This window comes from Acinetobacter sp. YH16051 (assembly GCF_013417135.1).
GTDB classification, from domain to species: Bacteria; Pseudomonadota; Gammaproteobacteria; order Pseudomonadales; family Moraxellaceae; genus Acinetobacter; species Acinetobacter towneri.
The window spans coordinates 1-12,719 of the sequence record NZ_VPEN01000027.1 but is presented as its reverse complement, the minus strand read 5'-3'; the positions used below and the strand labels follow the sequence as shown (position 1 = coordinate 12,719).

General features: G+C 36.5%; 7 protein-coding genes, 1 tRNA gene and 2 pseudogenes. 3 read left to right on the top strand and 7 right to left on the bottom strand.

Annotated elements, in window-relative coordinates; genetic code table 11:
- Positions 1-214 precede the first annotated feature (214 nt).
- Positions 215-772 (top strand): hypothetical protein, encoded by a 558-nt coding sequence (locus FTV41_RS12910; RefSeq protein WP_154320192.1) that lies wholly within the window; start codon positions 215-217, stop codon positions 770-772.
- A gap of 65 nt (positions 773-837) precedes the next feature.
- Here the strand turns inward: FTV41_RS12910 and FTV41_RS12905 are convergent, their stop codons facing one another.
- The 5 genes from FTV41_RS12905 to FTV41_RS12885 form a co-directional block, all read right to left on the bottom strand.
- Positions 838-2,097 carry a type II toxin-antitoxin system HipA family toxin gene (locus FTV41_RS12905; protein ID WP_131261189.1) on the bottom strand — a complete coding sequence of 420 codons (1,260 nt, stop codon included), beginning with the start codon at positions 2,095-2,097 and terminating at the stop codon, positions 838-840.
- A 4-nt stretch (positions 2,098-2,101) separates the two neighbouring features.
- Positions 2,102-2,404 carry a helix-turn-helix transcriptional regulator gene (locus FTV41_RS12900; protein ID WP_070153706.1) on the bottom strand — a complete coding sequence of 101 codons (303 nt, stop codon included), beginning with the start codon at positions 2,402-2,404 and terminating at the stop codon, positions 2,102-2,104.
- A 287-nt stretch (positions 2,405-2,691) separates the two neighbouring features.
- Positions 2,692-2,767, bottom strand: a tRNA-Gly gene (locus FTV41_RS12895).
- Positions 2,768-3,214: 447 nt separating this feature from the next.
- Positions 3,215-3,928 (bottom strand): hypothetical protein, encoded by a 714-nt coding sequence (locus FTV41_RS12890; RefSeq protein ID WP_031380768.1) that lies wholly within the window; start codon positions 3,926-3,928, stop codon positions 3,215-3,217.
- 245 nt (positions 3,929-4,173) lie between these two features.
- Complete coding sequence (locus FTV41_RS12885) at positions 4,174-6,420, bottom strand: DEAD/DEAH box helicase (RefSeq protein WP_257221962.1); 2,247 nt, start codon at positions 6,418-6,420, stop codon at positions 4,174-4,176.
- A 39-nt stretch (positions 6,421-6,459) separates the two neighbouring features.
- Between FTV41_RS12885 and FTV41_RS12880 the strand changes: the two are divergent.
- Positions 6,460-8,517 (top strand): annotated as a pseudogene (locus FTV41_RS12880) (fimbria/pilus outer membrane usher protein); the annotation flags it as partial.
- Positions 8,518-9,588 (top strand): fimbrial protein, encoded by a 1,071-nt coding sequence (locus FTV41_RS12875; protein ID WP_179996667.1) that lies wholly within the window; start codon positions 8,518-8,520, stop codon positions 9,586-9,588.
- Positions 9,589-9,823: 235 nt separating this feature from the next.
- On the opposite strand, the gene FTV41_RS12870 is transcribed toward FTV41_RS12875, so the two are convergent.
- Positions 9,824-11,410: a Tn7-like element transposition protein TnsE gene (locus FTV41_RS12870; protein WP_179996666.1), complete on the bottom strand. Its 1,587-nt coding sequence runs from the start codon at positions 11,408-11,410 to the stop codon at positions 9,824-9,826.
- Positions 11,400-12,596, bottom strand: a pseudogene (locus tag FTV41_RS12865) (TnsD family Tn7-like transposition protein); the annotation flags it as partial. The gene FTV41_RS12870 and the pseudogene FTV41_RS12865, both read right to left, overlap by 11 nt.
- Positions 12,597-12,719: the final 123 nt, after the last annotated feature.

The window sequence follows — 12,719 nt, the reverse complement described above, 5'->3', positions numbered from 1 at the left end:
CACAGTGCACTGGGTTATGTATCGCCTTTTGAGTTTGAAGCAATGTACTATGATAAGATTAACCCGTTAGGTCAGGTGGCCTAACTTAAATAAAAAAGTCTCCGACAAACCCGGTACGGTTCATCCACAATTTAACTATAAATACTGTGCAAATAAAGATAGAACTCAGCCAAAAAAGCAGGCGGTATTTAATCGGCCTGGTTATGAAGGTTATGTGGACACCAAAAAACAATATAAATCGCAAGATTTATCGCAACTTTTGCCTTGGTCTAATAATGAACTGGTGGTTGATGCCAGACTTAGATTCAATGCCAATACCTGCGACTTTACAAAATATGATGATGAACAAATTCAAAAGTTTAATCAGGACTTTTTTGCTTCAGAAGGTGAACAACTCTTTTCTAATATTCAGGTGAATGCAGCTTTGCTAACGGAACAGTTATATAAAGATACATGTCTAAGAGATATGCAAAATCAGGAAGTATATAGCTTTGATGTTGAGGATGATGAATTATCTATTTATCAGCATTTTCCAGATTCCGTAGAACTGAATATTCAGACTGGAAAATATGAGCAAGCTGTTAAAAGTGTCACTTTTAATATTGAACCAGCTCCTGATAATGCTTGGTTGAGTTTATCACCTGCGCAACTCAAGGAGCTAACATTAGAGTATGGGCTTGCAGTGCAAGAGGGATGTAAGTTGTCTTTGTCTGTTTATAATGACCAAAGCCCGCAGTGGATATACCATCTTGGGTTCGGGGTTTATCACTGATCTGTTATTGATTAAATTTTATATGTATTTCCAGATTGCTTTTGATTAAATCGGATGGTTTATATTCAATTCAATAAATGAATATTATGCTCAATCCTATTTTGGATCATTTGGAGAGTTTCAGATCTAATTTGTTCAGGTAATAGATCATGAGCAATCTTCGTAAATCGGCTGGCAACTTCGCAAATTGAGTTAATCATTTCATCAACCTCTTGAATAGAAAGCTCTGCTTCCTGAATGCCCAGTTTGACAATGGCAGACCGAGTAATATCCAGTGCTTCACCCATAATATCCATTTGATGATATCCACCTGGGCCTTCACAGAAAGTAACGTCGTAGGCTGGGGCGAGTTTCCATTGTCCATTTTGAGACATTAAAAACGAAAAGTTTTTGCAATGATCATCTCGATTATTGAACACCACATTGAAAACAGCGCGCTTGAATGCAATCGCTTTTTCGCGAATATCATTGGTACAAAAGTGTGTAGCACGAAGAAAGTTGCTGTAGTCTAAACTCCCAGGTGATTTAAAATCAGCCCCTGTAAAGGCAGCTAAACTTTGCATAGGGATGCGCATGCCATCGCAGCGGTCAAATCTTTTTGAGGCAAATGCAGTTAGGCCATTCGGAAGAGTGAAGTATTGGGTGTCTGGGGTGTCAATATGACAATGACGCAAACATTCTGCATAAACAGTTTCAATTGCACAAACTTCAGGATGCTCTTGCTGAGCGGGAAATTTGATCAGCCAAGCTTCATGTTGATGTGAGTGAACTGTTGAGAATTCATTAGTGACAGGATCACGATAAACAAGTGCTTTTGGCCTTGCACCTTGTGGAGACCCGCCCATAATTAATAAATGCTGTAAAAATTCGGCACCTTCTCCTTTGAGAACTTCCTGAACTTCTTGAGCGAGTCTTAGCAATGGAATATTTTCAGCTAATGTTAACTCGGATGCTGAAGGTTCAAAGGATAATGCCCCCATTGCATGTGTACTAATATACGTGAGGCGTTCTAAAGGCCCAACTCGTGCTGGATTAAGTCCATTTTTTTTAAATAAGCGATCCATCAGGAGCATGCCCCAGCCATCGGGTAAGGCATCGTATATAGGGCCTGGTAATCCCATTTGATGTGCAGGAAAGTTCTTTCTTAATGGGTCACCTTTTAGCGGAAGTAGGTAAGATGAAAGCTCTAAACCTTTACTAATTGCTTCTGCGCTGTATTCAAAAGCAATCAATGGTCGACCTGTGATTGCAGTTGAGGAAACTAGTGTGCCCCAAAGCCAATATTCGCCCCATCCATTGTAGTAAACATCAAGTTTTTTGAGCATGGATTCATTTCCTTTTGATACGTTGGCGAGCCGTATTACTCTCATAGCGGAGCATGTCATCTACACTATTTAAATGTGGTTTGAAAAGTTCCTCTAATTCTTTTAATCGGCCGAGCACCATGGCAACACGTACTAAATTTTCAAATGAAACATTTCGACCAGCTTCTAGATTAGATACAGTATTCACACCAATACCCGCACGCGCAGCAACATCTGCCTGAGTCATTTCCAGATAAAGACGTTCTTTACGAAGCCTCTCACATAATAAAGCAACAACTTCTTCAGGTTTTTTGAATATTAAATCCATAATATTGTGTTTTACATTGTGATATCACCATTAAAACACAAAAAAATGGATTTATGAAATTATGCCAGTTGGTCGATAATGAGATGCTTGATTGGCTGATGAGATTCTATTGGATTAAAGAAATCTAATGATTTTAATGCATTTATTTTTTGCAACTACCTACGAATATGTCGTATTTGGGGCCCGAAACTGTGAAATAAAAGATAATAAAGAAAGTATGATTGGGGATAACATAATATAAAATCAATAAAAAAGCCCCAATCTTTCGACTGAGGCTTTTAAAATTCTGGAGCGGGAAACGAGACTCGAACTCGCGACCCCAACCTTGGCAAGGTTGTGCTCTACCAACTGAGCTATTCCCGCATGCGGTGTATAATACATGATGCAAAAATAGGGTCAATCATTTTTTGCATGTCATTGTACTGACTGAATAAATAAACAACATTTTTGGAAAATAGTGCGGTTAAATGACTTAGGTTGTTTGTTTTATAAAAGTTTTCATTGTCTGCAAAAATATTAATATCACTTACAATGCGCTGCAGCTATGCGAAAAATAAAAGCATCAGACATAAAAAATCCGCAGTACTAAATTTCTAAAAATGAAGCCGACTGCGGATTTTTTAGGTGATTCAAAATAATTTTATTAAATTTAATGTGTTTGAACAATATAGTTCTAAACTAGCCTTCATTCATAATCAATAATTTAACGTTAATTGAGATTGCTGGATTAACATTAAAGTCTTAAACTTGGTTTAAGACTTTATTTTTCCATTTAACAATATAGTTGTAAACTAAAGAATACTGATCTGATCAGAGTCCAATATTCTTTTTCACTTTCTCAAAAAGTCTCTGCTGTGTGAAGTTACGGAAAGATTTTTGTTCTTCAAGTAGCCTTTCCCATACTATTATGTCTGATTGTACACTAGCGAAAATCCAAGCATTAGGGCTTAAATGATCTTTTCGCATGATCGAAAAACCCATATGAATCGCAGCACAAATTAATGCACCATTAGATACATACGCATCATTGAATTGATTTAACTTACGATGATATCTTTCGACACTATGTTTTAACCCGTAACTCCCCAAATTATAACGGACGGACTTTAACTTTTTTAAATGTTGTAAGTACATACAGCACCTTTGGCATTCATCAATTGAGTTTCTTAATATTTCTTGGCTTGCGTGAAAATGCTGAATATATTCTGCTTTTGAATCATGAAAAGTGCGTCTTTTATAAAAAGATTCATGGTAAGTATCAGCATGACCAAAGCCATTAGCTGTTAATAAAGGTTCTTGCTCTAAGACTCTTGCAATATCAATACGTGTGATTAAATAATTTGATGAGTCTAGATTTTGTTGAAGCTGAGCCATTGCTAGAGCCCATGGCTTATTCACTTCTTTTAAAGAAATTGCATCAAGTGCATCAGTTTGGTTTTTTGCTTGCTTACTTTTAACAAGTTCTTTAGCGCGTTTTTTTGCTCTTTGGATAGATAATCCTGATGGAAAAACTAAGTTTTGCATAAATGCTAACCTTATAGCTCGCCATTTTCATTGTGCAGCCCACATCACCCTTATGGCATACAATAAGGATAGTAAGATTGGTCTCAAGAAGAGAATATACATTATCACAAGGGGATATTCGCCAACTCAACTAAACTTGAGCGGTGGACTGACTAGCATAGTATTGATGCTTCATACTAAATTAATGATCAAACATATAAATGTCAAAAGGTTTTTTAGTATGGAACAAAAATGAAAGGGGCTTTTTAGACTCCTTCTAGAATATGCCAGATTTTTCTATAGACCTGGCCATTTGCACCTAGGGCTTGATTCCAATCAGAATCCGTAAGATTCCTTAACCGGCTACGAAGCGCAGGTAGTGATTCTTTGGAGTCAGATTTACAGTAATTGGCCAATGGCTTCGCAGCAGTACGAGGAATACCTAGTAAACGCATGACGATAGCCTCATCACTGTTAACACCATAGAATACTTGAGATGGTAAGTTGCCCAATTTCTTTAACTCATCTTCTGGAAGGTCGCTAGCTGTAATAGCCAGTAAAGCACTTAGTCCCCAAGATGTTGTTTGCGTGACTTTACCAAATAGCCGTTGTCCACAACGAGTAATAGAATCTACAGCATCTTCATTTGCTTTACTAAAATGACTTTCTGCAATTTCAGGAATACTCTTACCGTTCACCCAGTCTTTGATAATTGAAGCTAATTTATCCGTTTCTTCATAACCATGGCCAATCACATCTTTAAAATTATTTCTTAACTCTGGAACATGTAATAAAACTCCCATCATGTCTTTTAGTACTGGGCTTTGTTCAGAAAATAATGTTTCATGATTCCAGGAATTTTTATTGATGTCGCCTTTATGGGTAAAAACAGACCTAATCCCTTGTATAGAGAAACCAGTACTATCTACTAATTTAAGAGGTGCTCTCGGATCTGATAAGTATGTATCTGTATAGTGGCGAATACCCTGTAATAATTGTCGAGCAATATTACTGTTTGCTAATCTTAATTTTTCAAAACCTAATGTTCCACGAAGTACCTGTTCAATTTGGTCAATAAAGCCTTCTGGCTTATCCATTTGACGATAGGTATGAGCTAAATACTGTAAAAAACTAGACCATTCTGGATATTTGTAAACAATTCTGCCTAAATCATCGAGTTCATTATTAGCTGTAACTGCCATCTGAATTAATGCTGAATTAAGATCTCCTGTATTTTTATTGATGAAATTTTTAAGCAAGTTTGCACGTTCATCATCTTTTGCAGCTAGAGCAATAACACCTAACTGGCCTTGTGAAACTCGGCCAGCTCTACCAGCAATATTCCAAAAATCTTCTGGTGGCATATCTTCTGGTGCCTTATTTTTAGATGGATATTGATGTGAAGCTAAAATAACTCCGCTAACTGGGAAATTAATACCCTGAGCAATGGTAGTGGTAGCGACAAGATAATTTAGGCGTTCATTTTCAAATAACCATTCAATTAATTGGCGAACTTCTTCGGGTAATCCAGAATGGTGAATACCTATTCCATATTCTAATAATTCAATTAGTGGAAAGTCTTTACCTAATTCTAACAGTAGGTATTTTTGAACAAGTGCAATATCTTCATGAATAGTATTAGATTTTACTTCACCCTTTTTGATTTTTTTTGCTAGAGACCATACATATGCTGGTGTTGAGTGCATCACAATAACAGGCCCACGCTTCTTCAGATACGAAGCAGACATTGCAGCAATATGGCCTTGATCACTTGCTTTCGTATATGAATTAGCAACTTTATGATTATTTGGAAATGAAAATGATTCATCTAGTGCAAGAGTGTCTCTGCTCGTATGAATCATTTCAAAGTCCAATGAATAATCAAAACTTCGTTTAGTTAATGGTCTGCCTTTAATTGGTTTAATAACTCCGATGACACGATCGTTAGGCTGCCAATCTAGACCTAGGCTTACATCTTCGGAATTACTACCACCTAGCCAACGTGCAACTTCTTTAGCATTGTTAATAAATGGCGTTAATAATAGAAACTGAGCATACTTACTTTCATTGTTTATTGTGGCTAATAATAGCTCTAGTTTTAATCCTCTATGATCAGAATTAATGTTGTGGGCTTCATCTACTACAACTAAAGTTAATGGGCGACCAATTTTTTCTTCCCAGCCTAGCTTTAACATTAAATCAAGTTTTTCTGGCGTCGTAACCAATACACGGAATTTTGCATCTTGTTGCTTTTCTTTTAGCAAATCAATCTCAATATTATCAAATTCTAGAGCGGGACTAAGCTGCTCAACAATAATATTGAGAGGGTTAAAATCTTTGCGTAATTGACGAGTAACTTGGTTTACTAAAGCTCTAGTAGGGGCGATGTAAGCAACCCATCCCTCTTGGTCATCAAATTGATTTAGGGCTTGCAGTATTCGGAATTGAGCAATGAGAGTTTTACCACTTGAAGTGGGGAGGCTGACGACTACAGCACGACGACTAGAACCCAACAGTCCTTTTTCAGCAAGAGTACGTCTTTGAGGTGGAAGTACATCGATCCTACGTTATTTGATTCAGGTATTACTTCGGCTTTTGTTGGCTATAATGCCAACTTTAACCAAAATGACCAAGAAGACAGCAAATATTTAGCCTTAACAGCAGGACTAAACGTAAATGGTTGGTATTTTCGTCATGCTGGAAATTTTGACTCGAAGAATTCTAGTTTAGAAGCATATCGTTCCTATCAAAATGTGCTTTATCGTGACATCACCACCATAAATGCGCGTTTAAGTAGTGGACAATTTAATACATCTGGATTACAGACCGAAAGTCTACCCATTGTAGGTCTGCAACTCGCTTCAGATTCATCGATGCTGCCTTGGTCTATGCGTAGCTATGCACCCGTCATTGAAAACGTTGCCAATACCAATGCTTTGGTCCGCATTTTTCAAAATGGCCAAAAAATCTATGAGAAAACAGTTCCCGCAGGTCCATTTCGTATTACTGATTTAACTTCTTTTGCCTCAGGAACAATGACGCTTGAAATTATAGAGAATGGTGGTGAGCAGAGAACGTATATTATCCCAATACAAAGTAATATGAATTTATTAAAGTCTGGGCAAAAGACATTTAGTATAGCGCTTGGGAATTATAAAACCATTGAAGAATTAACAGATGACAGTGTGTTACAAGGTAGTTATAACTATGGTTTAAATAACTATTTAACCTTGTTGAGCGGAATTAACTTAACCAAAGATTATCAGGGAGTGTTACTCGGCGCAGGCTTAAATACTTTTTTAGGCGGGGTAAGTCTCAAGGCAGATACCAGCTCTGCTACATGGCAAGATAAGGATTATGATGGTCAAAAAATTTCGCTAGATTATTCTTATTATATGCCTGCGTATAAAATGAATTTTTATGCCAATGCGCAAACTCAAACACGGCATTATTTAACAGTATCAAATCTACTTGCTTATAAAAATTACGATTATTTAAATACACATGAGTTAAATGATTTATTTTTAACTGCGGACTTAAGAAACCAGCTCAATTTTAGTTTGAGCAAGAGCTTCGACAATCCTAAAATTGGTGCGTTTAGTGCAGGTTTTTTAGTAAGTGACTATTGGAATAAGAAGAATAATAGGTATCAGTATAACTTAAGTTATGGTAACTCATGGAAACGCTTATCTTATTCTATTGGATTATCTCAAACCAATTATAAAGAGAGTAGCTTTGACAAGGACCACAGTATTTATGCTAGCTTTTCATTACCTTTAGACTTTCGAAAGTCTAACCTCCACATCAACTCGACCTATCAGCATAGTGCACAACAAGGGCACAATAATGATAGCTTTGGTACTTATTTGTCTGGTACAACAGGCCATAATAACAATATCAACTTTGGTTTAGGGGCAACCTCCAATCGCTATGATGACAATACCAATACTTCATACAATGCCAATGTAAATTATTTATTGCCTTATATGAACTTAGGGGCGACGGTCTATCACAATAATCAAAATACCCAATATTCACTTTCAACACAGGGTGCAATTGTCGCACATCGTTATGGTATTACAGCGACCAATACTGCAGCAGATACTTATACTATTATTCATGTTGATCATGGTGCTGGAGCAAGAATTGACAATGCATGGGGGGTAAAACTTGACCGTTGGGGCAATGCAATTTATCCAAATGCTTCAGCCTATTCAATCAATACAATTTCGATTAATCCTGATCAGTTGCCGCCAGAAATTACTTTGGATGGTAACCAAACTCAAGTTATTCCACGTATGTATAGTTCAACTCTTGCGACTTTTAAAGCGAATCAACAAAGCAATATTTTAATGCGTATTCATAGTAAAAAAATGCAACAGTTTCCTATGGGGAGCCGTATTGAAACATTAAGTGGTCAGTTGGTTGGTTTAATGGGACAATCGAACCAATCTTTACTTACCCATGATATTCGTGATTTTAAAGAGCCTTTAAAAGTGATGTGGGGTGATCAATTAAAACAAAGCTGTAATATTCCTCTAACAGAATTTAGTTCAATGGTTAAGAAAAAGAATAGCCCATTAGATATTGTAAATGTGGAGTGCCATTAAATGTATAAGAGAATTACGCTAGGCTTATTATGTCTATTAGCTTTTGCCTCCAAAACTCATGCCAACTGTTATGCCAGAACAAACCCTGTTAATTTTACTGCAAATTTAACTAAAGCACATAGTGATAATGCTTATCTGCAACTTGTATCTCAAACCATAGCTGCGTCAGCAGCTCAACCAATTGACTCTTGTAATTCAGGAAATGGTCCGAGTACTTTTACCATGAATGCAGTAACTGACTTAATGACCAGTAATACAATTTCAAAAGATGGCTATACCTATTATCAAATTCCCCCTGCCAACATTACGCCTGCCTCACCAAATATTAAAGTCTATATCGCTTTTAGTGTTAAAGATAATCAGAATACTGCAACAGAATATTGGGTCAATAGCCCAACTAATTCTTATGAACTCTTTAATGGCTATAGTGATACGCGCGGCTTACGTCTACAAGATATTCGTCTATTGGTATCGGGTTTGGGGAATAGTGCTGGTGTGTATACAATCTCCAACTTAAGATTAGGTAGTTTTTCTGCAAGTGACAGAAGCCAGACATGGTGGGGGGGGATAGTGGGGGCAACTGCATCTACATCGATTAGATTAAATACCACGACTTTTCAAGTTAAAAAATCTACCTGTATAATTAATAATGGTGCAGCAATTAATGTTAATTTACCAACTATACCAAGTAGTAGCTTTACTGCGCCCGGTCAAACTGTTGGAGATACAGCTTTTACAGTAAATGTGGGTGGCTGTAGTTTAGAGGATAACAATAAAACCCTACTTGCCTTATTGACTGACAATAACAATGCGTCTGCAAGCAATACGAATGGGTTATTAAAAAATATCCACTCTGCTAATGTTTCAGTGCAAATAATAGACAATGCAGGAAGCGCTTTACCGATTGCTCCGAAAAACATTAATAATTCAAGTAGCTTTTTTAATTTCGGGACAATTGGTCCTAGTGGTACGGTTTCTAAAGGATTTAAAGCGCGTTACTATTCTAATGTTGGTGCTGTATCTGCAACGCTGGTTCAAGCACAGGCTACTATTACGCTGATATATAATTAAACAAGGAATGAAGGGGGGCGAATTTTTGCTAGGGGTGACAAGGGCTCCTAGCCAAAATAATAGAAAGCGCGTCTTTGATAATGTAACTTTAATCTTTGGAGACCCAATAAAAGACTATATTGCACAGCTATCACTCTCCTAGAAAAATATATCTATTCAGATTTACGCTGTTAATCTTGTATTATAAACAGGCTTTAGACTTGCAGTTATATATCTATAATAAACCCTTAGATGTCTATTTATTTAATCCTATATAAATTCGAGTGGCCCAACCCTCCAAGTCTTCAATAGAGACTTTTTGGCTATCATCAATACGTGGATGATTAAATCTAATGTGTTGAATTGCTATTTTTTTGATAAAGCTATTTGGCCAGTTAAGAGTTTTTTGAACCACAAACTTACGAAGTTTTTCATAATCTTCTTCCCAGCAATTCATATTTTTTATCGTCAATAATTGTGTCGAAAGGCGTGTTGCATTATCGGATGTATCAACTTCCAATAAAATGAAATGCTGACCCTGATATAGGAAATGCACTTCAGCAATACAGCGTGGATTATTATCGGTTTTTAGATGTTTGGTAAATCCTTCTACTTCAGGCAGAGTTTTTAAAGTTAATGAATACTGTATTCCATAATTTTCCTCAAGTTTATAAAGCATCTGTATAAAGGCTGAGAAACGGTCTAGATATAAATGTGCATCATTAGTTTGATCTTTTGCACCCTCAAAATCACCAGCTTTAACTGTACCGCCAATTCCTGGTTCATCAGTATTCACATCACCAATTAATTCCTCAATATACTCTCGGGCATCATCCACGATAACATCATTTTTTGAACCAGTTTTATCTGCGACTTTCTTAGTTTCAAATGGATCATCAAAATCAAGTAAAGTAGTTGGGCTATCTATAATTGTGGGCTTATTGCTGGGTGTTGCTTCCTCCTCATCATTCAGTTTGGGTTCTGCATGATTCGGCTTTGGTGGTATGGTACTGGTATTACCCGATTTTTTTGATGCTCCAGAAAATTTATCATGATGAAAATAAACAGGCTTATCAATATGGGCGTAGAGCCCAGAAAAGCCAATAATTTCATTAATTTTGAATGTATTGGTTAACTTGTCGTAATAACCGTATGCTTCAATGTTTACGTCTGTTAAATTGGGAGGGATGAAACTAAAGTCCCATGTTCTTTGCGTATTATTAATTCTTTCAAAAGCCTGACACTGTTGAGCGATACTTTCATATGAAGCTCTTATATTTTCATTTAGGAGTAAATATGCAAGAAATCGACGAAATCCAGGTTTATTGAAATGAGTAAGTGCAAGGGAGCCTTCACATGAAGGAAGAACATTAATCAGGTAATGATCAGCCCTGTTCTGAATATCAAAATCTTCTGCCAGTACATTCAACTCAAGCGCTGATCGAGTTAGGTAAGCGTTTTGGAAGAAGAAAGCTCTTGCTAACTCAAGCTGTGGTAATTCAATATGAATATTTTTAACGGTTTGTACTTCATTTGAAAACGTTGCCAAAGCATCAAACCCAAAAAAGTGAAATTGTGATTTAGATTGAGCAAAAGATATCCATTCTGCTGGAGGGGGGCATGTAAATTTTAGGTGAAATCCAGACTTTCGATGCTCATTTTTGGTAGAGTTGATAATTCGACGTTTAGTCAATAAATGCATATGGGAAAAAGAGGTGTAATATCCCTTTTTAGTTTCTTCGGATTCTCCCCACAAATTAATAAACCATGGTTTATTTTCATATTTAAATAGTCGTCCTATACCTGTAATTAATGTATCTAAAGGGAGGCTTTTAATATGCATAAATCTTCTCACAAATCATATTTAGGAAAATTTGGGCTTCTTGAGTAATTCTTTCTTTACTTAATCCTGCAAGTCGCAATATCCGCCATCTATCTTTAGTACTGTACTCTGTATACCCAAGCCTGATCATGGCATGGGTAATTCTCCGTATTTGATAAGCTATTGTATCTTCAGAATAAGTTGAAAGAAATTTGGAGCTTAAAGGCAGTTGGTGCAAATTTTTGGAAATGGAATTTCCTTTGGATAATTGATTGAGAAACCAACTTTTTGACATTCTTGGACAAGCTAAGTCATCATTTGAACGATATAAAATTTTGAATAATTCTTTGGTTATTGAAAAATCACGTATAGGCCAATTTACTTTATTTTTTCGGACTTGGGGTTTTGACAAATGTTTTGAATTAAAGGTTAGGAGCCAATTTTGATCATTTCTATATAGCCATATATAAGTTGCTTGGCCTGATTTAATTTTACGACCAGACGTTACACCATGAAGTAGCACGATATCTTGCCATTTCTGTCTCATCTCCTCTATTTTTACAGGGGGAATATTGTCCGTAGAAGTAGGTCGTTTTACAAAATATTGGTTTGCTGAAATAGAGCTGACATATTGCAGAATGTCTTTAGGTGTCATTTCAGGTATAAATGAAGACCAGACAATACAATGCTCTAAAAAACTAAAGGCTTTGCGATGCTTTCTAAAAATGGTTTTGAGCCATGAAGTATCTTGATCAGGATTAATCCCTAAATTCTTAGAGTTGAGATATACATATTTAAATTTGTTAATCACTTGCTCATAAGTTTGTTCATGGCGAACCTGACTGCCCCTACGGCAATTCTTTGCATCAGCAATTTCTAGATAAAACTTAGTCCATTGTTCATGGCTTGGGGATGGCTGAGGATCAAGTTGTAATAACTCTACGGACATTTGTCCTAATATAAAGTCTTCCTTAAAGTAGGGTTCAGGTAGGTCCTGAGTTTGGTTTGGCAACAACGGTAAGAAAAGGTGTCGATGCTGTTGTTGAATATAATCTTGAGACAGAAGTGAACAATTATGTTTCAGGCATATTGGAAGGTTAGGTACAAACCAAGCCCTGTTCCAGAAATATTCTCCATACGTTTCTCGTTGCTGTTGTATGCAGATTGGGCAGTAATGAAACTTATTTTTGTTGGGAACTCTGGATGAACCGTACCGGGTTTGTCGGAGACCAACTTTCTTGAGAGAATGTTCCAATGACAAAACCAAAATATACCCCTGAAATCAGAGAAAGAGCGGTTCAATTATTGATTGAATCTGAAAAAGATTATC

Excerpts from the sequence above, each read along its gene's own strand:
- FTV41_RS12905 (WP_131261189.1), bottom strand. The coding sequence starts at position 2,097 with ATGCTCAAAAAACTTGATGTTTACTACAATGGATGGGGCGAATATTGG.
- FTV41_RS12900 (WP_070153706.1), bottom strand. The coding sequence starts at position 2,404 with ATGGATTTAATATTCAAAAAACCTGAAGAAGTTGTTGCTTTATTATGT.
- FTV41_RS12890 (WP_031380768.1), bottom strand. The coding sequence starts at position 3,928 with ATGCAAAACTTAGTTTTTCCATCAGGATTATCTATCCAAAGAGCAAAA.
- FTV41_RS12875 (WP_179996667.1), top strand. The coding sequence starts at position 8,518 with ATGTATAAGAGAATTACGCTAGGCTTATTATGTCTATTAGCTTTTGCC.
- FTV41_RS12870 (WP_179996666.1), bottom strand. The coding sequence starts at position 11,410 with ATGCATATTAAAAGCCTCCCTTTAGATACATTAATTACAGGTATAGGA.